Source organism: Robinsoniella sp., assembly GCF_034124845.1.
Window position 1 is genome coordinate 1 of sequence record NZ_JAWYAJ010000392.1, and the last position, 26,857, is coordinate 26,857.

At 40.7% G+C, this 26,857-nt stretch carries 21 protein-coding genes and 1 pseudogene; 2 read left to right on the plus strand and 20 right to left on the minus strand.

Features of this window, described 5'->3' with window-relative positions; all coding sequences use genetic code 11:
- Together ACH2DQ_RS19495 and ACH2DQ_RS19500 are read left to right on the plus strand one after the other, a co-directional pair.
- On the plus strand, positions 1-1,326 hold a 1,326-nt coding region (locus ACH2DQ_RS19495), incomplete at its 5' end, for a serine hydrolase (RefSeq protein ID WP_395027946.1).
- A gap of 30 nt (positions 1,327-1,356) precedes the next feature.
- Positions 1,357-1,620 carry a hypothetical protein gene (locus ACH2DQ_RS19500; protein ID WP_394913014.1) on the plus strand — a complete coding sequence of 88 codons (264 nt, stop codon included), beginning with the start codon at positions 1,357-1,359 and terminating at the stop codon, positions 1,618-1,620.
- 252 nt (positions 1,621-1,872) lie between these two features.
- Here ACH2DQ_RS19500 and tnpA read toward each other — a convergent pair.
- The 20 genes and pseudogenes from tnpA to ACH2DQ_RS19600 all read right to left on the minus strand — a co-directional run.
- A pseudogene (gene tnpA, locus ACH2DQ_RS19505) lies at positions 1,873-2,202 on the minus strand (IS200/IS605 family transposase); the annotation flags it as partial.
- Positions 2,203-2,462: 260 nt separating this feature from the next.
- Positions 2,463-4,214: a leucine-rich repeat domain-containing protein gene (locus ACH2DQ_RS19510; RefSeq protein WP_394913013.1), complete on the minus strand. Its 1,752-nt coding sequence runs from the start codon at positions 4,212-4,214 to the stop codon at positions 2,463-2,465.
- A 344-nt stretch (positions 4,215-4,558) separates the two neighbouring features.
- The gene (locus ACH2DQ_RS19515) at positions 4,559-4,747 is read right to left on the minus strand and encodes a hypothetical protein (protein ID WP_395027947.1); all 189 of its coding nucleotides are present in this window, start codon (positions 4,745-4,747) and stop codon (positions 4,559-4,561) included.
- 332 nt (positions 4,748-5,079) lie between these two features.
- Positions 5,080-6,033 carry a D-2-hydroxyacid dehydrogenase gene (locus ACH2DQ_RS19520; RefSeq protein ID WP_394913052.1) on the minus strand — a complete coding sequence of 318 codons (954 nt, stop codon included), beginning with the start codon at positions 6,031-6,033 and terminating at the stop codon, positions 5,080-5,082.
- Between the two features lie 353 nt (positions 6,034-6,386).
- Positions 6,387-7,736 (minus strand): glucose-6-phosphate isomerase, encoded by a 1,350-nt coding sequence (locus ACH2DQ_RS19525; RefSeq protein WP_394913011.1) that lies wholly within the window; start codon positions 7,734-7,736, stop codon positions 6,387-6,389.
- Positions 7,737-7,805: 69 nt separating this feature from the next.
- Entirely contained in the window at positions 7,806-8,639 is an 834-nt protein-coding gene (locus ACH2DQ_RS19530; RefSeq protein WP_394913010.1) for a hypothetical protein, read from the minus strand.
- 463 nt (positions 8,640-9,102) lie between these two features.
- On the minus strand, positions 9,103-9,804 hold the full coding sequence (locus ACH2DQ_RS19535; protein ID WP_394913009.1) for a 5'-methylthioadenosine/adenosylhomocysteine nucleosidase: 702 nt from the start codon (positions 9,802-9,804) through the stop codon (positions 9,103-9,105).
- Between the two features lie 132 nt (positions 9,805-9,936).
- A complete protein-coding gene (locus ACH2DQ_RS19540; RefSeq protein WP_394913008.1) occupies positions 9,937-11,550 on the minus strand; it encodes a DUF6382 domain-containing protein in 1,614 nt (537 codons plus the stop codon).
- Positions 11,550-11,996, minus strand: a complete 447-nt coding sequence (locus ACH2DQ_RS19545; protein WP_394913007.1) for a TadE family protein — start codon at positions 11,994-11,996, stop codon at positions 11,550-11,552. The genes ACH2DQ_RS19540 and ACH2DQ_RS19545 overlap by 1 nt, the downstream gene beginning before the upstream one ends.
- A gap of 1 nt (position 11,997) precedes the next feature.
- Positions 11,998-12,429, minus strand: a complete 432-nt coding sequence (locus ACH2DQ_RS19550; RefSeq protein ID WP_394913006.1) for a prepilin peptidase — start codon at positions 12,427-12,429, stop codon at positions 11,998-12,000.
- Between the two features lie 52 nt (positions 12,430-12,481).
- Entirely contained in the window at positions 12,482-13,396 is a 915-nt protein-coding gene (locus ACH2DQ_RS19555; RefSeq protein ID WP_394913005.1) for a hypothetical protein, read from the minus strand.
- A 44-nt stretch (positions 13,397-13,440) separates the two neighbouring features.
- Complete coding sequence (locus tag ACH2DQ_RS19560) at positions 13,441-14,982, minus strand: DUF5702 domain-containing protein (protein WP_394913004.1); 1,542 nt, start codon at positions 14,980-14,982, stop codon at positions 13,441-13,443.
- Between the two features lie 74 nt (positions 14,983-15,056).
- A complete protein-coding gene (locus tag ACH2DQ_RS19565; RefSeq protein WP_394913003.1) occupies positions 15,057-15,224 on the minus strand; it encodes a Flp1 family type IVb pilin in 168 nt (55 codons plus the stop codon).
- Between the two features lie 5 nt (positions 15,225-15,229).
- Positions 15,230-15,400 (minus strand): DUF6783 domain-containing protein, encoded by a 171-nt coding sequence (locus tag ACH2DQ_RS19570; RefSeq protein WP_394913002.1) that lies wholly within the window; start codon positions 15,398-15,400, stop codon positions 15,230-15,232.
- Positions 15,401-15,429: 29 nt separating this feature from the next.
- Positions 15,430-16,872 carry a type II secretion system F family protein gene (locus ACH2DQ_RS19575; RefSeq protein WP_394913001.1) on the minus strand — a complete coding sequence of 481 codons (1,443 nt, stop codon included), beginning with the start codon at positions 16,870-16,872 and terminating at the stop codon, positions 15,430-15,432.
- A 3-nt stretch (positions 16,873-16,875) separates the two neighbouring features.
- Complete coding sequence (locus ACH2DQ_RS19580; protein WP_394913000.1) at positions 16,876-17,613, minus strand: type II secretion system F family protein; 738 nt, start codon at positions 17,611-17,613, stop codon at positions 16,876-16,878.
- Between the two features lie 111 nt (positions 17,614-17,724).
- Positions 17,725-18,969, minus strand: coding sequence for a CpaF family protein (locus tag ACH2DQ_RS19585; protein ID WP_394912999.1), 1,245 nt, complete (start codon positions 18,967-18,969; stop codon positions 17,725-17,727).
- Positions 18,917-19,963: a hypothetical protein gene (locus ACH2DQ_RS19590; protein WP_394912998.1), complete on the minus strand. Its 1,047-nt coding sequence runs from the start codon at positions 19,961-19,963 to the stop codon at positions 18,917-18,919. The genes ACH2DQ_RS19585 and ACH2DQ_RS19590 overlap by 53 nt, the downstream gene beginning before the upstream one ends.
- A complete protein-coding gene (locus tag ACH2DQ_RS19595; protein WP_394912997.1) occupies positions 19,960-20,472 on the minus strand; it encodes a prepilin peptidase in 513 nt (170 codons plus the stop codon). The genes ACH2DQ_RS19590 and ACH2DQ_RS19595 overlap by 4 nt, the downstream gene beginning before the upstream one ends.
- A gap of 408 nt (positions 20,473-20,880) precedes the next feature.
- A complete protein-coding gene (locus tag ACH2DQ_RS19600; protein WP_395027958.1) occupies positions 20,881-26,796 on the minus strand; it encodes a DUF5695 domain-containing protein in 5,916 nt (1,971 codons plus the stop codon).
- Positions 26,797-26,857 lie beyond the last annotated feature (61 nt).

Genomic DNA, 26,857 nt, shown 5'->3' on the forward strand with positions numbered 1-26,857 from the left:
TACACGGTTGCTTCCGGTCAGGAATCGGACGCTCTGTCCCTGACAAACGACAGTTCATCCGGTTTTTCAGAATTCTCCACCGGCGAAAATGGGAAAACAAATACCTTAGAACTTCACATATATGACCAGATTACGGAAAAGATTACCGAGCTGCAGGAACTGCGTTTGAGCCAGGAAGATAATTTCGGCATTGATACTAACGAAACAAACGATACAGACGATGATATCTTGGACTCTGAACTCAGTGAATATGATTTAACAGAAAAAGGCTCTGCCGTAGAATATACCAGCGAAACTCTATCCGCAACAAAAGATGAATCCGAATCACAGTACTATAAAGTTTCCACAGAAGAAGCCACAGCAGATTCCAAATATCAGATTTATAGCAAAAAAGATTCCGCCGTTATCAATTCATCTCCGGAAACAGAACCATCCAGTACCGAGTCTGAAACAACCCTTGTCTCCCCGGAAAGTTATCTTCTCCGATACAGCGAAGAACCTTCCAAAAAATCCATTCCCCAGACTTTTGATCTGCGGGTAGGAAAAGAAGCGGGGCTGACACCCTTATATCTTCATAAGAAGCTGCCCATAAAGCAGACCTGGGAAGAATTTGAAGCAACACTTACCAGTATGCTTGGCAGCTTTGCAGGAGACTGGGGGCTTTACCTGAAAAATTTAAAAACGGGAGAAGTGATCAGCATTAATGAGCATCCCATGGAATCAGCCAGCCTGATTAAGCTTTACATCATGGGAACAGTATACCAGCATATTGCAGATGGAACTCTTGAAAAAACCGAAACCATCGACCGTCTGTTAAACGATATGATTACCGTAAGTGACAATGAATCTTCCAATGAACTGGTACGATCCCTGTCACCCACCAAAGATCACAGCGAAGGCATGAAGATGGTAAATGAATTTATCCAGAAGAACGGGTTTAAAAATACCAAACAGGTAAATGGACTTGCTGATCCCAGTCTCTGGGTAGAAAATGCGGTGAACCAGACCTCTCCAGCCGACTGCGGAAAGCTTTTAGAAAAAATCTACAAAGGAAAACTGGTCTCCCACCTTGCTTCAAGAAGCATGGAAGAACTGCTGTTAAATCAGGAAATTACTTATAAAATACCCGCGGGACTCCCGGAAAACGTGACAAGTGCAAATAAGACAGGCGAGGTCAGCAACTCGGAAAATGATGCTGCCATTGTATATTCCAACGCCTGTGATTACATACTATGCATTATGTCCACCGACCTGGCTGCCACCAATTCAGCTGTAAATCACATTAACAGCCTGTCCTCACTAATCTATGATTATTTTAATGATTAACGGGCACAGCGAGAAAGGAAACACTTTTATATGATGCGAATATGGTTTAAAATATTTAAAGATAATAAAATGCTGCGGGATACCGTGATCTGTGATGACACCGGCGAAACCAGAACCCATAAAATATTTAATGCCCTGGATGCCGCCTGTTATGAATTTGATTTGGGTAAACCGCTCTGGCTGGACGCAACAGTAGCAGCGTTCAAACGCCATGATAAAGCCCGGTTTAATCAGGATAATTTTATTGAAACGATTGATTTTGATTATTTGGAGATTCATGTTATTGAGGAATAGTGTGTATAAACATTTTATTTTAAAACAGGTTAATTACAATTCATTGACAACTATATTTATCAATCATAACCACCCGTCAACGGGTGGTTTGTTCTGAGGCTATAAGCCTCTGTTACCGGCCAGCGCCTAAAGACGCTGGCTTTCACATTCGTTCAAGCCGCATCGCCCTTGACTCGTCGCCACCCTTGAAAGGGTAGTCGTACTACCGGCTAACCCTTAAAGGGGTCCTCATATTCTTTTATACTTAATTTATCCCTCTGCCCAGAAATGTCTGTTTCCAAATTTATATTTTAAATTTGCGTGCTTATCGAATATCATTAGCGCACTTTTTCCTTTGAGGTATCCCATAAATTGTGATACACTTATTTTAAGCGGTATGCTCACCAGCATATGAATATGATTGGGCATCAGATGTCCTTCCAATATTTCTACGCCTTTGTATCCACATAGTTGTTTCAATATATCCCGTACACTCTCTTTATACTGATTGTATATGATTTTTCTCCTATACTTTGGTGTGAATACTATGTGATACTTACACATCCACTTCGTGTGGGATAAACTGTTTGCCTTATTGGCCATAAAATCACCTTTCCTTTCGTAATTGCGGCTTGAACAACCTTATTATAACGGAAAGGTGATTTTTTACTATAAGCAGTTGCCACACCACCCGCATAGCAGGTGGATTTCTGTTTCACAGGGGTTCCTTTCTCTGTTGAGAAACTCACCCCAGCTCAACTGGCTAAAGCCATATTGAATATAGCCCAGATATGGTATCTGGGCTATAATTCATATATATTTAAAAACGGGAACCAAAAAAGTTCCCGTTTTTAACATTAAAACTATAAATATTTAATTTTAACAGTATCTCTTTGTCCCTTGTATTTGAAAAGTATATTATATGCTTTAAACTTACTTTTTGGAACAGTAATAACTGCTCTGTTATTTATATTTTTTAGAGCATCCACACCAACCTTATCCAATTTTATTGTTTTAACCACTATTTTTTTTAAACTCTTACAATTTTTAAATGCTTTATCTGAGATTATATAAACATATGATGGAACTGTAATACTTCTTAATTTTTTACAATTTAAAAATGCACCAGGATATATAGCTTTTAATTTTTTACCAGTAGTGACCTTTTCAAGTGCTGTACAATCTTTAAACATATAATTTCCAATAGCATATAAATTATCATTCAATTTAGCTGATTTTAATTTTTTATTGCCCGCAAATGCTTTGTCTCCTACAGACTTAAGTGATTTTGGAAACTTCAATGATTTTATATTAATACATCCTTCAAAAGCTGACTTATTAATATTCTCTATACTATTTCCAAATTTAATATTTGATAAATTTTTACACTTATAAAACGCTTCCCAATCTATTTGCTTAATATTATTTCCTATATTAAGCGATTTTATGAAATTATTATTTTTAAATACTTTATTTTTAATTCTTATTACTAAAAAGGTCGTATTGTTATAATGAACTTTATCAGGAATAACTACTTTAGATATTTTAGGATTAACAACACCTGCTAACGTAACTTCATTTCCCTGATGTATAATATAACGATAGTTGCCGTAGATAAAAGAGTTTACCCACTTCACATAAATTGAACAATCTTTTTTTATATTGTTTAATTCATTACCCCATAAACCTATGTAACCATTCTTTTTTATTGCTGGTGGTGAAGCATTCTTCCCATATTCTACATATTGTGTGCCTACTAATTCATATCCAGAAAAAAACTCAACTTTAAACTTTTTCAAACCATTAGATATAAACTTAAAGCTATTAGCTTTACAAAACATCTCAGTATTACTACCAGTTTTACCATAAAAAACTAACTTCGGTGCACAACGTAGAAATGACTTTCCAATAATTATATCATCATAAGTAATTACCTTCTTCAGTTTTATACAATCAGCAAATGCGTAATCTTTTAATGTTTTTACAGTAACTGGAAATGTCATTTCTGTCAAAGATTCACATCCTGCAAAAGAAGCAGTTTCTATATTTATCACATTTGACAAATCAACTGCTGTAAGTGATTTACAATTTTCAAATGTATATTCTTGAATAGACTGAACACCAACAGGGATTTTTATTTTATTTAGTGCTTTACAATTGCTAAAAGCATATATACCTAAAGAGATTAATCTATTAGGAAGATTTATTGAAACAAGACTTTGACAATTATTAAATGCTCCATTTTCTATTGCAGTAATAGTGTCAGGAAGCTGAACAGAAACCAAATTTTTTTTATCTTTAAAAGCATTTGCTGGAAGGATATCAATTTCAGCATCTATATTTATGCTTTGTACCTTATCAGATATCTTTTTATAAAATAAATTGCTTAAAGATTTTACCTCATACCCATCAATACTTTTTGGAATATTTATATTGAGGGGAATTTTATCTGTATTTTTCCAGTCAAGATTTTCGATTATCGTCTTACCGGAATCATAATCATATCTTAAATGATATACCCAAGTGCTTTCTGAACTTTCTTTTGCTGTTACAGTTAGTCCACATAACATTAAATATGCTAAAAATAACCATAAAAGTACAATATTTTTTTTCATAATCTCTTCTCCCTTGTCTTTAGAATCAATTGATTAATAATTTAAATTATAACAAAATTTTTTCTACCACAAGCATCCCGGAACCATTCTCCGGGAAATCTTTAATCTCACTGCCACCAGCATATCTTTAATCATCTGGTTACTGAATGGTTTTGTCTTGTCTTCTGCCGCTAGCTTTTAGCCCTTTGCCACAGGCAAAAAAATCCTCCTGAAGGTCGACAATACACTACACCACCTGAATCGTATTACGTTGTGTAATACATTCTCTAATCCATTCTGCCTATTTTAATTTTGACTTAACATAGTCCTTTGTTTCCTGATCTGTTTCTTTTTTCAGCAGTTGACTATAGGAAGTATTTATGAAGACTCTTGTGGTACATGTATTCGTATAGAAAAATTTCGTAATATCCACTTAATTTAACCACTGTTATATCCGGAATAATATATGACAGCGTTACACCGGTATAGAAGCTGTTTCCCAGTTTTGGGTTTAATAACTTGATTACCTTCAAAGCCTCCAACACATCCTCCACGGTAAATCATAGCTTTTTGTATAGCTTATCCATTTGATTCTTACATAATAACTCCAAATACTGATCAATAATCACCTGGATTTTAGTTGATCTATCTGTCTGCGGTCAAGTTGAATCAGCATACATTCCAGTTCCATATCGTTCCTGGTATGCTGCATTACTTTGATCTTAACATTTCTGGTCTGTGCAAATCTCTTTTCGTTTATTTTATCATAAATCGCTGGTTTTGTAATGATTAATTGTCGATATGATCACAGAAAACATATGTTAATAACAGTGAACCAAATTAAACATCAACAAACTAAAGCAAACCTTATCTTATATATTTAAAATCAAACCACATTCCGCTTCTCTCCGCTCTGAAATGCTTTAATATTTAAATAAACCTCGTTCATCAGCCTCTCTCTTGCCTCCCTGCTGATCCACCCAATATGCGGAGTTATAAGTAATTTCCTGCTATCCTGGATATCAAGCAGCGGATTGTCCCTATCCATGGGCTCTTCTGTCAGGACATCCAGCCCGGCGCCTCCAATCATCCCCTCCTTTAATGCTTTTGCAAGATCTTTTTCATTTACAATAGGTCCCCTTGCTACATTTAACAGAATTGCTGTCTTTTTCATTTTTTCAAATGCCTGTAAATTCAGTAGATTCTCTGTGTCCTTGTTAAGCGGTGCGTGCACGGAGATAATATCAGATCTCTGCAGCAGGGAATCAAATTCTACCTGCTCATAAACAGCATCCTTATTTCTACCGGAAGTGGAGTAATAAATAATATGACAGCCAAGGGCGTCCGCTATTCTGGCAGTTCTTCTGCCGATTGCCCCCAATCCGATAATCCCCCAGTTCTTGCCTTCCAGTTCATAAATCTGCTCCCCAAAATGGGTAAACAGTTCACTTTTCACATATTCCCCGCTTTTTACATATTGATCATAATAACTTAATTTATGTAATAAAAACAACGCCATGGCAATTGTATGTTGAGCAACTGCATTTGTAGAGTATCCCGCCACATTGGCTACTGTTATATTTCTGGAATCCAGATACTCCTTATCCAGCACATTATAACCGGTTGCTGTTACTGCAATCATTTTCAGATTTGTGGCGTTGTTAAGATTCCCCCTATTCATAGGGACTTTATTCATTATTACAATATCTGCATCTTTTACCCTTTGTGCTACCTCATATTCCTGGGTCGTCTCATAGACCGTTACCTGCCCAAGTTCATTAAAACAGGACAGATCCATATCATTGCCTATTGTTTTACCTTCTAGTATCACGATTTTCATCATTGTTTTCTTCATTGTATTTATCATTGTTTTCATCATTATGTTTACCCTTTCCGATCGCTCTACCTCCTGCGTTTACCTGAACCCATATAAAATCCATCGGAAAAAGGCCACCTTATGTAACACAAGGCAGCCCCCTTCTATATGAATTTATGCAGATTTCCTGATTTTGTGAACCATATCTAGAATTAGGCCCACTTATCCCCGGAATCGCACTAATTAAAACCTATATCTATGAACTTCTATCTTAAAAATACTAATTGTTACAAAATAGCTGCTTCTAATCTATTTTAACATCATCTGCCGCAGACTGCGGCTAAATACCTTTCTTAATACCTCGATAAAAATCACTTCTATAAACGTTTTAACAATTCTTCTCTTTCTTTTTCAAATCCTGGTTTTCCAAGTAACGCAAACATATTCTTCTTGTAGCTTTCGACACCCGGCTGATTGAAAGGATTCACTCCCAATGTGTAGCCGCTGACACCACATGCAAATTCGAAGAAATAGAACAGCTCACCTAAGGAAAACTCATCCTGCTTCGGAATGGTTACCATCAGATTTGGTACATTCCCATCCGTATGGGCAAGAATCGTTCCATTCATTGCACTTTTATTTACAAAATCCACAGTTTGTCCTGCAAGATAATTGAGGCCATCTAAATCTACCGGCTCTTCCCCGATTTTTAACTCACACTGTGACTCTTCTACATTCAATACTGTTTCGAACATGATACGGCTGCCGTCCTGGATAAACTGACCCATGGAATGGAGATCTGTAGTGAGATCTACGCTTGCAGGGAATATTCCCTTTTGGTCTTTTCCTTCACTTTCGCCATATAATTGTTTCCACCATTCAGATACGTAGTGTAAGCTTGGTTCATAGTTGGCTAATATCTCTACTGATTTGCCTTTTCTTAACAGGATATTACGGATTGCTGCATACTGTAATGCATCATTTTCGTCAAAATCAGCTTCCAGAGCGCGCTGTCTTCCGGACGCAGCGCCCTCCATCAACTTCTTAATATCTGCTCCACTTACTGCGATAGGAAGCAAGCCTACTGCGGTTAATACGGAGAAACGTCCGCCTACATCATCCGGAACTACGAAGCTTTCATAACCTTCTTCGGTAGCCAGGTTTTTAAGGGCCCCTCTGGCCTTGTCCGTTGTAGCATAGATTCTCTTGGCTGCTTCTGCCTTGCCGTATTTCTTTTCCAGCATTTCTTTAAAAATACGGAACGCAATTGCTGGTTCAGTAGTGGTACCTGATTTTGATATAATGTTTACAGAAAAATCTCTGTCCCCGATAACATCGATTAAATGCTTTAAATAGGTGCTGCTGATGCTGTTTCCTACATAATAAATCTCCGGTGTCTTACGGATTTCCTTTGAAACCATATTATAAAAGCTGTGGCGTAAAAATTCGATTGCCGCTCTGGCACCAAGATAGGATCCGCCGATACCAATGACCAGCAGCACCTCACTGTCTCCCTGAATTTTTTCCGCTGACTTCTCAATTCTTCCAAACTCTTCCTTGTCATAATCTACAGGTAAATCAATCCATCCCAGGAAATCATTCCCCGCACCTGTCTTTGATACCAGCGTGTCCTTGGCAGCCGCAACTATATTCTTCATTGCTTCTACTTCGTTTTCGCCAATAAATCCAGCTACTTTTGAATAATCAAACGTTACTTTATTTCCCATGATATTCACTCCTTCTTTGCGTGTTTTATATGTTCTTATCCATCATTCTACCAAATGTACTACACTTAATCAAGACAAAAATTCCTTTAGCACCTCCCTTATGACTCGTTCCTGTTCCGCTGGATCCATTTGTTTTAGGATTTCCGTGTTCCGCTCCTTGCTATGCTCACGCTCTGCCGCAGTTTCATCTAACCCCTCCTTTATTCTTGCCAGATTCTGTTTTAATTCACGCTTATCTTTTTGCGCCTTGCTCTCTAGCGGCCTCACTGGCCGCTTTTTCACCCCTAGCGGTGATATCGGCGTCTTTTCTTTCTCTTTTACTGAATCTGCCTCTGCTACCGGCTCCTGTTTCTTCTCGCTTTCAGATAGTGATGATAGATCCACCTCCTTGTAGGCATGTCCTATTCCGGAATTTGCCAGGTAATCTTCCAACTGTACCTGCAAATACCTGTTTTTATATCCAACATCAATTACCGCCTGGGTTCCTAATAGAAGCAATAGCGCTCCTCCGCCGGCCCATAGATAATTCTGTACAATGTTTGCTGCAAAGTTCTGGGCACCTGCCAGCAGATAACCTGCCCCGGCTATACCTAAGCATAGAACAAGTGCGGTGCCTCCCATACGGCGCCACTGGTGTAGACTCATACCAATGCACTGATATTCATAGATGCTTTTCTTTACAAAGACTGATGTATTGGTTAACCCTTCATTTAACCGTTTACTCGCGACGTACTGTTGTCGTAATCGCTTCATAAACTTGCCTTTCGCTTCTGTGTAGTTTTCTGCATCCCGTATCAGTCTGTCATATAGAATATTTAATACTAGTTGACTGATTACCCCCAAAATACAGATTGCTGCCATTGCGTAAAATAACATGTTTTGTTGTAAGATAGACCTTATCATTGTGATCCCCCTTCACCTTTCTGATTTGTACCGCCATCATAGCCCACAAAAAATAATTTGTAAAGCAGAATCGTTCGACAAAAAAACCTCGGAAACGGCTTATTTACGGGGGTTTTTGCGATTTTGGGGTTCATGTCAGGCACTTCAATTTCACTTTGAAATAACACATTTTGCCTTGATCAGAATTCGTGAAATCCATTTATTTTAGCGGTTCGAAGGCAGTTTGGAGAGGGCTTTAGAAATGTTAAAAAAATATATGAATTGACTGGCGAAGATTTACGCAGATAAAAATAAAATTTTTTTTGATCTGGGTGAAATTTTATTATAACAAGGGCTGGCAGCTGTGCATTCCAGCTAGCGGCAGATCACATTGGGTACTCCCAGCAGGGGATTGAACCATTCTGCAGGTGCAATGTGCTGCATCAAAGAATGGTTCGGGTTTCCTCTCCCCCGCCAAACTGACTTATGCCAAAGCTTCCATCAGCTTATTCACAAGATTTACACTATGCTGTGCTGCTTTCGCTTCAAATGTGGGATAGTCCATGGTAGCACTGTCATCCGACTTATCGGAAATTGCCCGGATCACTGCAAACGGTATCTTATTCAGATATGCAGTTTGCGCAATTGCCGCGCCCTCCATCTCGGTACAATACGCTTCAAAGTTATCCGTGATTCTGTTCTTTACTTCTTTATTACTGATAAACTGGTCCCCGCTTACGATTCTTCCCCGGAAGACGTGAATATCCGGATTGGCTTCCAGGCATGCTTTCGCTGCTATTTCTGAAATCTCTTTATCTGACTCAAAAGCAAATACATCCAGCTGCGGGATCTGTCCTAAGGGATAACCAAAATTTGTAGCATCCATATCATGATGTACGAGATCTGTGGCAATCACCACATCCCCAATATCGATCCCTGCATTCAGTGATCCTGCTATACCCGTATTAATTACTCTGGTTATATGGAAGACATCTACTAAGATCTGTGTACATACCGCTGCATTTACCTTGCCTATTCCACTTCTTACTATCACAACGTTTTGTCCTTTTAAGATTCCCTGGCAGAATTCCATGCCTGCTTTAACGGTAACCGTTTTATTTTCCATTTCCTTTTTCAGCGCATCTACTTCTACATCCATTGCTCCAATGATTCCTATAATATTCATCTATTTTCCTCCATTAAGTTCACCTGTTTTCTGAGGTTATCTTATCATAACCCATCCGGTTCTGCAACCAATCCCAGGTAAGTTCTGCTAAATTTAACACTTAAGCTTTTATTTTTCCTCTCAGATAAATGCTTATCTTCCTATATAATAAGAAGCAGTGGCAAAAGCCACTTCATCCGAGGGTCTGATTTCACGTTTTTCATTAGCTTCCAGTCTTTCCCTATTGAGAAAGGTCCCATTCATAGAGTTTAGATCCATAACATAAAATACACCGTCTTCCTTCCAGATCTTAGCATGTACCCGGCTGACAACCGGAAGATCTATCTGTACATCCACCTTAGACTTCATCTTCCCTATATACAGCGCTTCCTCATATAAGAGAATATTCCCCCTTAGGTGAGGTTCCATACTGATAAAACATAATTTTTTAAGCTCTTCATTTTCACAGAGAATTGTAGTTTGTCCGATGTGCTCCTCCGGCTTCTCCTGATCATCTTCCTGCATATCTGTTTGCACTGACAATATTGATGACTGGGGGGCCTTTGTACCATACTCTGGCTCATCCTCTAAGTCTATATCTGAATTCTTTTTACCATCTTCCATAAACTCTTTTACCACTTCAGAATCCCGCTTTCCATTCCTTTGCTTTTCGTTTTTACTGGGTTTCTTCCTATTTATAAGGGAGATCAGATAGCCCACCCCGCCCAATATGAAAAAAACGACTCCCCCCAGTTGTGTCATATCTGCCTGGAAATAGCTTCCTGCTGCAAATATACCCACAATGGCTAATACCGCTGCAGCGATTATAAAGATGTTTAATTTAAAGTTGGCCTTCTTCCAAATGTTAAAACTGTTTCTTGTCTGGTTACTGCTGTCTTCTGTTTTAACGTGTTTCTTCCTATTATAATGTACACTTCTATCCCCCCTTTCTTTAACCTCATTATGCTTTTTAACTTCTTTACCTTTATTTTTCTTAAGCTCTGCCTCTTTTTTTATTCTACCTTCTTCCTTCTCTACCTTCATCTGCCTTTTTAGCTCAGGGTCTGTAGTATCAACAATGGGACTATCTTCCAGTTTTCCGTTCTGGCCGGCTTGTATCTTAGGCATATCCGGTACTAATCCGGTGTTCACACCAGACTGTACTGGATGTACCGGCTGTCCTGCCTGATCCGGGTTTCCCAATAACCTTAAGTCAGAAGATGTCTGCTGACGGTAAACGCTTTGAATGATCTGCTCTATACTAAAGTTTTCTTCTGTTGTCTGCCTGTAAATATCATAACCCAGGGCAACCGCACCGGGATCATTATGATCTAATCTCTTCAGTATAAACTCTGCCAGCTCCTTAAAAGAATTAGTGATTTTACCTTTATAAGAAGGTAGGTAACAGAGACAAGGCTCTTTCGTTTCGATATCCATATAGATATAGGCTGGATCTAACAATACACGATCTGGTTCTAACAGGTAAGCTGCAACATTTTCAATGGAAGATTTCACCCCAAGCAGTAGAATTTTAATATCATCCATGGTCATGGTACTCTTTTCGAAAATACGTTCCAACGACTGCCTTGATGTGACTTCATAGTAAAAATAAACATTACCATCCATTTTTTTCATATTGCACTTTAACAGACCTCGTATATCGTTTATGGATAGCATTCGGATCTGATATTCATTCCCATATATCTGTTCTTCCGGTTCCAAAATCAGATAATTATGATTCATATCCCTCTTATAACTCACCTGCATTAATTTTCCCCCTTCTCCAACAGCCTCTGCAAACCTTTTACTTTGCGTATGGTGTCACCCGGTCGCTTTAATGAATATTCTTTTTTAACGTTTATTCTAAGTTCCTTACCCGTAAAATAAGAGACCACAAGTCCCGGGACAGAAAACCTTCCGCTATATTCTACCGTTACACGGTCTTTCCCTTTAGAAACAGAACTTTTTATTTTTCTGGTACCCAGCAGCCTGTCTTTTACCAGCTCCCCTGCCCGTAATTCTCCCCCCTTGTCATTCTTATCATCCGCATTATGAAGCCCCGCATACAGTACAGTTTCCAATGCAGCACCTTCCAGCAACGCTTTGTCATGAAGATAAAATCCCAGATAAATTATGCCAATAAAAACAGGTATTAAGATACTCATCAGCATGGCAGCTTCCACTGTATAACTTCCTTTTTTTCTCTTCCACACCTTAACACACCTCAACTCCGGCAACCGCCAACATAATTACATAGCTTAGCAAAACACACGGTATAAACGCAATGGTATGATTCCTTTTTACCCTCTTAAATACAATTAACACCATACTGTACAGGGCTGCCAGAAAAAGTGCAATCAACAGCAGTTCCATATTTGCCCATACCCCTAAAAATAAACCACAGACTCCAATTACAAAACCATCCCCGCTTCCAACAGCTCCCCTGGTAGCCCAACCGGCAGCTAGCAGTAATAACCCTGGTATGATTCCACAAATCCAGATCATCATCGGTAATTCCTCATGGGTAAGATTCCAGATGACAGCCGCCGCCGCAAAAATTCCGGTTAATACTATTGATACTTCTTTTCGTTTGATATCAATGCCCGCACTGATGATCAAAAACACTAATAAACCTGCCTTATTCATAGCATACCTTTCTTTAAACAATCATTTTCCAGCCTATACAAGCAGCCAAGCCTTACTGCCCACACCTGGAGCAAGGCTGCCAGTCCGTAACCTCTGACATGGGAACCAATAAAATACCTCTCTTTAACCCACTGCATCCCAGGGAAGAATGATATTTATCTCCGGTATCCGTTATATATACCGTATTACTTCCGCCTCTGCACTGTCCGCAGGGATAGTATTTACCTCCGGCTTCATTTCTGAGGTGTTCTACTGAATCTTTATCTACTGGTTTAATCGATAACTTTATATGAGTACATTCCGGATCTTTGTGATAAACCTGTCCGTTCACTGTTACCAGAACCAGTGCCCCTTCACCTTCTGCACTGCCGTCACCATTGACGCCGTCCCTGCCGGTCCACGCTCTTACTCTTCCACGTACAGCTATCTTCATTTGTTTTATGGGCAATAGGGTTACTGGATACTTAACCTGATATGTACCTGCCAAATCTATCATCTGGCCTTCTTTTAGAAAGGAGGACCTTAACAGGCTGAGGCTGCCCCGGTTTTCTTCCAGCCTCCCTCTGGTCTTTACTTTGCTTTTTGCATAAGCAGCAGATAATCCTCCGGTAATGATATCTGAAATTCCCCCGCCCTGTAGTTTTCCGGCTTCTTTTACATATGCATATACTGCCATTTCATTGCTGGTTTCACATATTGCTCCGGTCAGGCGTACTGATATATCTACGATCTGAATAAAGTATAGAACCGATATCATAGCAAATAAAAACAGTGGCAGAGACATCGCCGCTTCTATAGTGAGACTCGCCTTACGTAAGGCAGATAAGGACATTCTTCCGTTGTCATTGATTGTTTTATGCATCATTGCCGGGAGAGAGTTTTTTACCTTTCTTATTTTATTTTGATTATTGTTTCTTTTTTCATTCTTATATTGGTTACTGTTGGGTTTCTTACAGCGGAAGAACATCCTTATCCACCTCACTTTCATTTGTCTTGTATATTTTGATTTCACTAATAAGAAAAACTCCCTTCCGCCTCATACTTCCCTGTTTCTCCACCGACTCCCATAAATGCCCCGGATACTTTCATAAACAGAGGGGGAATTGTCCATCTCGTTTTTACCTGTATCTGATCCATACAGGCATCTGCCCGAAAGTTTTTTGTACTGTCTTCCATTCTTAAGTTTGCTTCTATCAGATCAAGCCCCCGCATAGGATATTGCGCCTTTTTTCCGGTAAAAAGCAGCATTCTTAAATACTCCGGATAAGTCAGCCCTTTTTGATCCGAATTACCATCTTCCTGCAGAAGTTCTGGTATTCTCCCCAGGTTTTCCAGGGAAAGTTTCCAGGTATCAGCCCTTTTCTCTAATGCTACCTTCCCGCCTGACAGTAAAGTGCGCACATCCAATAGGCTTTCTCCATATGCCCATGCCAGCAATAATGCCATTTTTGTAACTGTCACAAGTCCTGGTACTGCAAATACGCCCACAATAGCGGCTGCCAAAGCACCTGCCTGTGCCTGCATTTCCTGATTTGATAACGCATATAGAAAATTGCTCCCTTCTCGCAGCAAGAGCAGCCGGTTCACAACGCCCTTTAAGTTCTCCTGGTCGCTCCCTTTACCGCACAATATATACTCTAACTGATAATCCAGTGCTCCTTTCTTCTTTTGGTCTGTCATGTAAGAGAAATGCTCTAACAGATATTCCTGAAACAGGACATCCCCACTCAGACCACTCTGCTCCTTTATAATAGGAAGATTTCCCTTCTCAAGGCTGCGCCCCGATGGTACGGACGACAGGTCAACTGCTTTTTGAGATAACGAATCCGGGTCCTTGAGAACTAATGCTAAGATTCCCATTTCCTTCACCTTCTTAATAATTTCCAGTGGATTCTCAACCGGTGCAGGTACTTCTTCCGGTGTTCCAGGCATTTCTGCATCTGTCTGCGCATCGCTGCTATTGTTTTCTGCTTCCTGCTCGATTCTTTCCTCTTCCTGTTTCTTAAGGTCTTCCAGCTGCTTTACGTTATTTTCATCACTTTTTTCATATAGCTTTTGAGCCTCCTCCTGCTCTTTGGCTTTATCTGAATCTGTTTTTAGTTTGTTCAGGATTTCGGTACCCAGATTATCTTTCATAAAGGTAACTGCCTGCTGGTAAAACGGTTCCCCTTTCTCATCTGTCGCCAGCACAATGCCTTTTATATCGCTTTCCTCTAGCTGTAATTTCAGCGGATCAAAGGTACTGCCTGAAAACCCTTTACCCGGATTGATATTATAAGACATGAAATCCTCCATCCGAAGCCTGACCTTATCTGTATGACAGGCACCGCTTCCATAAGCCCCATCCAAAAATAATACATCGTATTGTTTCAGAAGCTTTTTTTCATACTCTCCAAATATTGAAAATAAGCCCATATTTAAGACAGCTTCCGCTTTCACCCTGGCTCCCTGTGTCCTTGCCGACTCAGCCAGTGTACAAATCAGGGATAAAAACAATACACTTACCAGACTTAAGAATACCGTGATTGCTCCCTTTGGTCTGTGACACCCCATTTTATACTCCCCTTTCATTTCGTTATCCGAACATTCTTCCGAACATTCTTTTTCTTTTGTTCGGTACTCACACTTTAGATTCCATTGCTTTGGCTTGTTATCTTGCTGAAAATGCTTTTAACCAGACTGGTTAGTTGTTTTTTAAAGATAATGACGAGACCGATTAAGACCACCAGAATAAGAATAATCTCAACTACCCCAATGCCATCTTCTTCCCGGATAAAATCTCTGACATGGTTCATACTGCTCACCTCCTTTCCCGGCCAGAGCCTGTTTTAAAATTGCTTTCTGGCAGCTGTGCGTCACACTTTGTGGGAGATTTGTCCCGGATGAAGGGCGCGTAGCGGGCTACGTAACCTGAATTCGGGGCAAATATGCCGCTAAGTGAGGCGTGCAGATGGCAGGAATGAATTTTCAAACAGGCTCTTGAGCCTGTTTGAAAGGAATCTAAAAAGACATCACTGCAGGTACCATTAAGATAACTAAAACAATAACCAGCATCATACCCATTGGAAGAAGCATTTTCGTCCCCGCAGCTTCTCCAAGCCGTTTCGCCATTTGTTTTCTCTCTTCCATTGAAGCCAGTGCTTCGTTCTGCAGTATTTCCATAAGTCCATTAGAGCCTTTTCTCAGATTCTGTGCAAGCAGTGACCCCAGTTTTACATATCTGATCTCCTGACATCGGTTGCCAAAGTCTTCATAAGCTGCGGTCTCCGACATTCCCATCTCCATTTTGCGGCAGGCAGCTGCCATTTCTTCATAGGCATACCGCTTATGCCTGGAATTCTTATTTTTTTCATATTCCGTGGCAACTTTGGAAAATGCTGCTTTTAATGTCAATCCTGCTCCCAGCAGCATGGATAGTTTAAATAATACATCCGGATAATCCATTGCCATCTGTCTGCTTCGTTCTTCAGCAAGTTTATGTAATTCTGTATCCTTTCCTATATAAATGCAGATTCCTGCTACAATAGCTGCCATACAGAGAAACCCGGCTACTTCCGATGGATTTTCAGACCATTCAACTTTCTTTCCGTCTACATGCCCGGGGAGCTCTATCGCACCCTCTTCTGCGCCTTCTTCATTAACCTGTTGAATTTCTTTTTGTAACTGAACATGTAATTCTTCTTCTTTTGTATAGACTGGCGGCATTACCCTGGCATAAGTACAAAATTCACCCTTTTCACCATAGCACTTAAGATTTGCCGTCAGCTTTACCAGAATCCCCTCTTCCGGGATATCCCCTATAATATATCCGTCTTCATCCACTACTTCTAATGGGTCCAGTTCCCAATCTGCACGAACTTTTTCTTCGAGAATGGTCTGTGGCAAATTCAATCGTGTCCGCACTTCATCCAGGGATTTGTTTTCTCCCAGTATAATTGTTTCCATCCGGGCAATCGCCTGAGTTATAAATTCCTGTTTTTGTTCCGTTCTGTACTGCTGTGCCCCCAGTTCAAATGAAACATCAGAAGTATCCTCTAAACCCTCAATTTTCGCCCGAAGGCTTGTTTCCAGATTCTCTTCCCCATAGCCGGGACGCTCCAGTATCTTTCCATCCTTTAAAGATTGTTCAGACTCCATAAGAACCTGCGCTCCCAGGGAACATCCCGTTCCGATAAACACAATACATATCCCCAGTGCCAGTTTTTCTATATAGTAATTCTGAACATCCACCCTTTTACCACTGCAGACCGCCTCCAGATCCTTTTCTACTCTTTTTTTAACCAGCAAGCGTCCCCTCTTTGGAAATAATCCCAATATAAAAATACTTATTTTATAAAAAGGTATCATAAGTTTCTTAACATCCAAGTCTTCCGGAATTTTAACGGCAGATGCCACTGCGAATAAAACGCCAAATACAGCTAACATTCCCCAACATAACACCATAAGCTACACCTCAATATCCACGATTTTCTTTCCCCACATATAGGCAGCCACATAGACCACTAAACAAAGACTCATGATGCAGATTCCTGCCGGATTGTAATACATCACATCTAAAAAGCCGGGAGACGCTGCCCCTACATAGATTAATATCAGAAATGGAACTCCACTCATAATTTTCTGTTCCAAACGCTTGGCTGACAGACATGTTTCAATTTCCATCTTCGTCTCTTCTTTCTGACTGATACATAAAATGGTATTGCGTATAATAGCAATCAAGTCTCCACCTGATCTTTTTGCTGCGCAAAATACCTCTGCAAAATTTTCTATTTCCTCAATTCTGCTCCGCTTAGCAAGATCCAGCAATAAGCTTTCCAGGGTGTTATTCAACCTTAGCTGGTTCCTGATATAGGTAAACTCTTTTATAATCTTATCTTCTTTCTCGAATACCCGATCCATATCCTCCAGCGCCTCCTCAAAAGCATTCTCAACCGAGTAACCCGCAGCTAATGCAGCAGATACCGCCTGTATACCCGTCAAAAACTGTTGGCTGAGCTCTTTTTTTCCTGCTGCAATATAATCCGCTTTCCTTTGCTTTAAGAAAAAGAAAAAACCAGGAAGAAATAAAATAAATGCAAGAAAGGAGCGATAAAATAGGATGCTTACAATCCCATCTATTGCAACATAAAGCAGAATCTGCAACACCCACTGCTTTTCTGTAAAATTATATTTGTTATAGTTCATTGTCCCCCTCCTTTCCTACTGCCTTTTACCTGCCTCAGAATGTTTTTTCCTGTCTGCTATTTTTAAATTTACTTATATTTTCTCGTATCTTTCGCTATTCTCTTAAATCTTCTATTCGATAGAAATTCCCCGCTGCACTAATTTTCTGGTATCCGTTAACGTACTTTTTTTCACCAGTTTTCCAATAACCTGATCCCTGTTTGTGCCGTTCTCTTCAAATTCATACAGTACCTTTGTCAAAATTTCCTCTGTCTCATATCGGTAACCCACTATTTCAATTATCTCTAATACCTTTCTGCTTTTATCCCGCAGCCTTCCCAGGTGAATCATAATATCTATTCCGGAAGCAATCTGCCTTCGGATTGCAGACACCGGCAGCGATACTCCCAGCAAAACCATTGTCTCTAATCTGGCAAGCATGTCCCTTGGACTGTTTCCATGCCCGGTACTGAGTGATCCATCATGCCCGGAATTGAGAGCCTGGAGCATATCCAGTGCCTCTTCTCCCCGCACCTCGCCAACCAAAATTCGATCCGGCCTCATTCTCAAACTGGATTTAATCAAATCTCTTATCGTTATCTCATGCTCGCCCTGGGTATTTCCCTTTCTCGCCTCCATTCTCACCAGATTCTTTACTCCCTGCAGCTGTAGTTCCGCATTATCTTCAATGGTTATAATTCTTTCCTCTTTGGGGATAAAATTCGACAGTGCATTCAGAAATGTGGTCTTCCCGGATCCGGTACCCCCACTGATAAAGATGTTGTAGCCGGCAATGACCAGCTGTCTTAGAAATTCAGCTGCCTCTTCCGTGACAGCATTCCATGCAATTAATTCTTCTATTTGAATGGGATGTGAGGGAAACTGCCGGATGGTAATAATGGGACCATTTATGGCTGCCGGAGGCAATACGATATTTACCCTGGCACCATTTTCTAATCTGGCATCTGCAATTGGGACGGTTTCATTCACAATACGGTTGCTTTTTGCCGCAATAGATTGAACCAGATCCTCAATCTTTTGCCGGGTACAAAAATTTTTATCCCATTTCATAAGCCTTCCATTTTTTTCTATAAAGATACCTTCGGTACCATTTACCATAACCTCCGTAATCGTATCATCATCAATAAGTTCCTGGAGGATGTCCAGCTTTCTTATGGAATTAAACAGCTCCTTTTGCAGCTCTTCCTTTCTTTTCAGGCTCAGATAAAATTCTCTGCCTGCTTCAATAATTATTTCATTAATCTTCTCAATTATTTCTTCATCACTAAGGCTTCCTGCATTCTCCAGCTTTTCAAGAAGACGCTTACGAAGGATTTGGAACTGGTCCCGGTCCTCTTTCATCATTTTCTTCCTCATTAATTAACTTTCTGACATAGTCTCCCAGTTCCCCCCACATGAGTTGTTCCACATAGTGATCTCTGGGTCCGAAGCTGCTGTGAAAAGGCAGTTTCAGTTTTCTTGTTCGTTCCAGAATATCTTCACAGTCCCACATACGCAGCACTTTTTCATAATGATCCAGTTTAGCCAGAGATACACTGTCCTCCCTTACTGGCATATAAATTTTCCTGCACTGCTTGAGCAGACGGAAGACCTCATCAATCTGTTCCCCGATATCCAAAATAATGGTATCGTAAGAGCTAAAGTTAATAATATCTCCCAAGAGCTTCATCCACTCCTCATACTCCACATTTCTGAGATCCATTGGGGAAAAAGCAGGCGGTATGTAGTCCAGATTCGAAATGCTCTGCACCATACTGTCCAGCTTATAGACCAGGTTGCCGCTCCCCTGCCTCACAAAATACATAAGGTCTGATATGTCTGCTGCAAATTCCTTTCCCATAAGGGTTTCAAACCCGGCATAATCCTCCAGATTCAAATATAATACAGCTCTTTTTTTAGCCAGTATCTGGCCCAGGGTCAGTGCAAACGATGTTTTCAGCGTCCTCTTAACGGGTGAATAAACCCCTATGATCTCCACATCCTTTTTCAATAACGCCAATGGGTTAACCCTTACGTTCTGGTTGGCATAATACCCCATAACCTCTGCTATGAGATTATCAGAAGACTGGTATTTGTAGACAGTCGGGTATTCCGCTAACTCCTGTATCAATTCCCCCTCGGATAAGATCATAATCCGTCCGATATTAAGCGTTTTGACTTCTTCGCACATAGCCTGAGCAGAAATTAATAGCATTTCAATTTCATGCTCTTTGGCAAAAATACCAAGACTTTTTACATTAGTAAATGCCTGCACTTCAAATGGCGTATTTTGCTTAATATTCATATATTCCATTAGATTATAAGCATACGCTGCTTCCAAATCACATACTGCAAAAATATTTTTCTTCAATAAAAACCTCCTATATATAAAATAATACTGATTAGTATTGGTATAGAAAAATGCATATGGCTGTCCACATCCTCATCCCTTCGATATGGCATCCACTTTTTTAGATGAAAATAATTGCTGATATAATCATAGAAATATGTAAGACGGCTCCACAGATTACGTCGCCATAGAATCAGTATTACTGATATTCCTGCCCCCACAAGAAATGCAATGAGAATACAGGTTAAAATCTTAATCGCTCCTAAAAAACCTCCTAATGCACAGAACAGCTTTATGTCTCCCGCGCCAATCATTCTAAAGTAATAAAGGGCACCTAAAACCAGCAGCGGTGTTCCCACCCCTCCTAAAAACAAAAGAATTCCCATATATCCTATATGAATGGCCTGAAATGTCCCACCTGCTGCAACCCCCGCGAAAGTCAGCAGATTCGGAATCTTCCCTTTCCATAAATCCAGTATGACAGCCATTGCCGCCAGGCATAGAAGGCATAGAAATTCAACTTCCTTCATTTCTCACCTCTTTTAAACATACCAATCATATAATCAAAAGATCCATAAATTTTGAAATCACATATAATGTAATCGCCCCCTTAAATTGTTAAATACTAATTAAAAAACACCAAGGAAATATAGTCGATCTGACTATGAAAGTAAAGAATTCTCAAGAAAAAGCCATCTCATACAGCTAATATAAAACAATTATCTGTAAGAAGTATGTTTATTATATATCAGCCAGTCACCATTGTCAATATTAAGTTGCATTTTTTTCTATAAATTATTTTATATTACTTTTTTGAGATGTTTTTACGTTATTTATGATCTTTCCGCATAAAAGAAAGAAGTGCCAGAGTCCTTCCCTAAAGAAAAACTCTGGCACTTCCTAACCATTCATTCTACATTCAATACTTTCTCTAAAAATTATAACTTTTTAAACTTAGCAGTTGTTTTCACGCCCCGCTTTAAAAGATGTTCCTTATAATTCTTCAACTTCTTCGACGGTACCTTAAACTCAGCCTTACTATAAATATTGGTAAACGCCTTCTTTTGAATGGTTTTTAAATTCTTGCTTACAATCTTAATCTTTTTCAGATTCTTATCATTCATAAATGCATACTTCTCAATACGCTTTACGCTTGCTCCGATTACAACGGATTTCAGCTTTTTACAATCCCGGAATGCACTTGGTCCAATGTTTGTCACATATTTTCCAATTGTTACACTCTGGAGTTTTGTATTCTTGTAAAATGCTTTTTTAGCTATCTGGGTTACTTTAAAGGTATAGCCGTTGATCTTAACCGTCGCTGGTATGGTAACCTTTTTAAAGGTCTTTTTCGTTGGTTTTACATACATTACGGTACCATTTTTACTGGATGATTTTGTTACCTTGTATTTTGCATTCCCAACTGTTACGACTGCATTCTTTTTCGGCACCGGTTTGACCACAGGGGCTTTTACCAGGGCTTTGTATGCCTGCTGCAGCATAGATAATGCAGTATCCACCTCTTTTTGCGTCGCATTTACATCCAGGTTTACCATCTTAGCATTATTTAATACTTTTAAGTATGCAGACCAGCTTGTAGTGGTGTAGTCAGATGATTTCAGTCCGGCATAGGAATTGATCACCTTCTGTAATTCTGCCTTGTTTACAACCGGCTTTGGATCTTCTTTTACTTTTAATCCTGCGATGGCTGCTTCCAGTGAAACTCTTGCCTGATCCACATCCTTCTGAACTGCCTTTTCGTCTGCTGCTGTTTTTTTAGCATTTTCTAATGCTTTTTTAAGTGTATCCAGACTTTCTTTGGTATAGTTCCCGGACAGTTTGCTTTCGGCAAGGGCAATCAGGTTGTTCAGTTCTTTTTTATCCACCGGAACTACCGGATCTTCCCGGATAATCATTGCCTCCTGTAATGCTTTTGCTGCTGCATCAATCTCTTCCTGTGTTACATTTTCTTTGCCTAAAGTATCCTTTGCCTGACTTACTGCTGTCTGTAACTGGTTCCAGCCAAGCTGGGTATAATCGGCTGCAGATTTTCTCAAAGCCGCCGCGATTAAGCCTTTCAGTTCGGATGTAATGACAGTTTCTCCCATTCCGGTCATAGCCATTACCTGCCACTCAATAATTCCAACTCCATGCAGACCGCTTTCTTCCACTACCGGCTGCATTGTGATCTTTAATGCCTTAGCCATTACCGGAGTTTCCAGGGTCAGGCTGTTGTATGCGTCCGGTACATTTTCCGTAACCGTGTCAATTGTATACCACTGTCCATCTTCTCCTAAATACTCGAATTTTGACTCTTCCGGAAGAAGAATACCGCCTCCGTCTGTAAAGTAATATACATGAATACTGTGAATTTCCTGAAGGCTGTCCCAATCATACTGTACCCAGGCCTCTTTCCCCTCCTGGCCCCAGTTATGCCATGTTCCATTTGATTTATCCATAGAGGAAGCCGGATCATATCCATCCTTCATTTTATCTACGCCGCCTAAATCATTTGGACTGTTAATGTTTGCGGATGCTGCTGCCTCAGGCGCTGCATTTCTTATTTCCGGTGTCTGCTCTACTGCCTCCAGTGCATTTACTGCATTATAAAGTGTATCAAATGCAGCATTAATTTCATCCTGGGTCAGTCCGCCCTGGTTAACCAGATTCTGTGCATTACCCAGTGCTTCTGCAAATACCGCCCAGCTTTCTGAGGTATATCTGGCTTCTGCCCTGGTATTGGCTATATCCAGAATATTTCTCAGGTTCTTTTTATTAACACCCTGGGAACTTACCAGTTCGCCGGAGACCTTCCATTCGATGATACCCACTGCCGCATTTTGATCCTGTGGCTCCATGGTTACACGAATTGCTGTTGCCAGTACCGGTTTTTTAAATGTCACCGTATTGTACTGGTTTTCTTTATTTTCAGTTACTTTCTGAACTTCTGTCCATGTTCCTTCATCGTTCAGGTATTCGATCAGCGCTTCTTTTGGAAGCATTACCGTTTCACCGTCCAGATAATAATAAATATCCGTGCTGTCAATTCTTACAAGCTCTTCAAAATCATACTGAACCCAGGCTTCTGTGCCCGCTTCCTCACTGCTGTCCCAAACTCCCTTTGATGAGTCAGAAGAATTTACAGGATCGATACCGTCTTTTACAGCCTGTGCTTGACCGACGCTTGCCAAAGCTTCTGCCTGTGGTGCCAGATTCACGCTGACTGCACCCGGCATAATTTCCAAAGCATCCTTAGCCTCAAGGAGTTTTGCCAGCATGGTATCAATATCATCCTGAACAGCGGTTTCATCTGTCAGCAGATTCTCTGCTTCTTCCAATACATCTGCAAATGTACTCCAGGTCTCTGCTGTATAGTAATATGCTGCTTTTGTTCCAGCCAGTTCCACTGCTTTCTTTAATTCTGTTTTGTCTGCTGACGGCTGCGTATCAACCTGATATCCGTATACCTTCCACTCGATTACGCCACAGCCCAGTTTCTCCGGTGTCATAGTCATGCGGATTGCCTTTGTCATTACCGGGTCAAATGTGGTTTTATTATACTTATTAAGAGAAACGCCCAGTCCATCCACATTGGTAAACGGCTGCCAGCTTCCATCACTCTGGAGATATTCGTATTTCACACTTACCGGTGCAAAGTTTCCGCCGCCGTCTTTGAAGTAATAAGCGTCTGATGCCGTGATCATGATTTCTTTGTCCCAGTTGTACTGAACCCAGGCTTCCCCGCCCTGGTTACCTAACCAGTTATGCCATACGCCATGGCTGGTATCACCGGAAGATGCCGGCTCAAACCCATCGTTTAATCCTGCCACGCCGCCCAAGTCCTGTACGGAGTTAATAATTGCCGTAGCTTTTGCTGCGGATGCCAGATTAGTCTCTTCCCCATCCATAACAAATACCGATGCCTGCACAGGCTGTTCCATGCCTTCTACTGTTCCGTTTACCTTAAAACTTCCTGCCTTGCTGTATTTATCCTCTGAAACAGCTTCCCAGGTCACTTTAGAATCCTTATAAATGCCATTGTCATACAGCACGCGTAAGGTTTCCGGTAGCAGTGGTGCTTTTCCTACAACCGTTACATAACTTCCCACTTCAGCAGAAACCGGTTTTGCTTGTTCTGCAGGTGCATATGCATCTGCTAATTCTTCGGCTGTCATGGCTTTGGATTTCACGGTAAAGTTATCAACCAGACCATTCAGGAACGCGGACTGCTTATTATCGGACCTTCCGATATAATTCATCTGCACATCCCCTAAATCAGCCAGGGTAAATCCACAGTCATCCAGTGTATAAACTGCTTCCCCATCCACATATAAGACAAGTGTCTGGTCTTCCATGGTTAAAGCAATATTTTTCCAGAACCCGGTGCCCAGTTTGATTCCGGTCTTGTGCTCTGCCGTTTTATTTGTCTTTGTATCGGTTACACCTATTACTAATTCATTTTTTCCTTCAAAGGAGACATACAGACGCTTTCCGCTGGTATCTCCAAACTGGAATATTCTCGCCCCGCTTCCCTGGGCTGCGGTTAATTTAATATCAGCCAGAATCGTGCAGTCATCCACATTCCTGGTTAAGGAGGAGGGCAGCCTTACATATCCGCAGTAAGTACCGGTTAATTGAACTGCATTTCCTTCTCTGCCTTCCGTCACTGCCGGCTTGCTGATTGCTTCTGCATCATTTCCCGCTTCTGAAGAATCCTTTACAACTCTTTTTAACACATCTACTTCTTCAAATTCATAATCTGCAAGAACTTCCGGTAACTTTTCATCCTCTTTAACCACAAGGGTTAAGGTGTCTTCTGTACTTAATGCCCCATCGCTCACAGTCAGTTTCAGCTGGTATGTGCCTGCCTTATCTGCCGTAATGCCGGAAATCAGCTTATCGGGATTTGCAATGGTAACGTTAGCGCCTTCTGGTTTGGAAGTCACTTCCCACAGGCTGGTAAGCGTCATATCCGGATATCCGTCATCTTTTGCAGAACCTTCCAGACGGTAAGTATCGGATAAATATACATTTAAGTCTTTACCTGCATCCACAACAGGAGCGGTATTTTCCAGAGGCTCCCCTTCTTCAATTACAACACGTGCTGTCTCAGCCGCCGGAAGCGGAACGGATACCAGGGTTGTTTCTCCGATATACTGGAAGCTGCCAGTTACTTTACCATCTACTTTGACCTGATAAGATCCCGGTTTTAATCCTGTAAATTCAATATCGGATTCATGCTTGGATACTTCCATGTTTCTGATATTCAGTTCCACATAGTTGCTGTCCTTACTTACCTTTGCCTGTGAATACTGATCTCTGTCCAGTTCAATGGAAAGCTTCTGATTGATAAAGTTCAGTCTTGTATAAACACCGTCTAAAGGTTTTACCTGATAGAATCCGCCATCTTCCGTCACTTCACATCCATAACCAAATAATCCAAAGATATTGTCTGTGGTTACGTCTGAAGACAGAATACGCAGTGCACCGAATAAGCCGGTATCTGCTTCTCCGGACATCTGGCGCCATCCGTTATGGATATTTCCGCCGCCGGTTCCCTGTCCGCCGGAATGTCCAAGTTCAGACTGGTAAGTCCATGATACTGTACCGATATTTTCCGGGTCTGCATCTATCTGTCCGGAATTTATACAGGTAAGGTTTGCAAGCTTTCCTGCGTAGTTCACACGAGCTGCATCCGCCATTTCGGTATCTGTCATACCGTTGTCCTGAAGCCTTAACCAGTCATCCATACAATAACCGGCAAGCGAAGCCGTATACTGGAAGTTCCACCAGTTTTCACCACAGATAGTGGTAGGGTTTCCATAGTGGTACCAGATTGGCTGCAGACCGCGGCAAGCCCTGGTCTTTAAGTCAATTTTGCTCATCATATCGGTGTTGTCATTTAATTTTGCAAGGGTGTATACCGCTTCTTCTCCGGTATTGTCATAAGCATACTCGGAACCGTATGGGTATTTATTTCCTTTAAATTTATTATATTTTGTCTTCATGATTTCGGTTATGTCTGAAGCCTCTTCATAATATCCTTCCGCTTCTAATGCTGCAAGAATATCAGGTGTAGTAGACTCGCCCATCAGACCGGTATCCCAGTTATAAGATACCCCTTTGCTGTAGAGCGCTTTTAAAATATTAGCGGCACGCAGCAGATAAGTTCCCTTATCTTCGGCATAATCAATCATATCCGGATATTTCTCAGCAATTTTGTACATAGAGAAATACGTATTGTACACATGAGGGTACGCATAACCGCGGTATATGCCCTGTCCGGTATTGTTCGGTTCATTGTCCAGCCAGTCATTTACCATGTAATCTTCCTGGTGCTCTTTCATCAGTCCGTTCCAGATAAAAGTATCCAGGTATTCATCCACTGCCGTAATCTGTTCCTTTACCGGCTGATAAACATTCTTTTCCGCCAGATATTCCCCATGGGTGAATCCCCAGTCATCGCCCCATCCAAAGTATCCTTCGTATACGCCGCGGACAGACTTTGTATCCATCATCCAGTCGTCAAAGATCTTGTCGTAAATCTCTCCCGGAGCATTTACCTGTGTCTTCTCTGTTACAAAATCTGCATGGAGTTCCAGCGCATCCTCCACGCTGTCCATTGCATAAAACTGCAGGGTTGTCTTTTTGCCGTCTCCATAGGTTATTTCCATATGATTGGCACCCAGGCAGGAAAGCTGTAAATTATAAATGTGGTACTGTTCGCCATCTTGTGTAACGGTTTCCAGATACTCTGCTTTCGTCCCCTGATCTTTGGTACATTCCTGCTTATTGGATACGGATTTCTGAAGTCCCTCATAAAGTCCGGTATCATGTGCACACTTTATCTGCATATCCGTAATCTGATCTTCCCCATATGAAGTATGCAGATAAAATTTAGCCGGCATATTTACG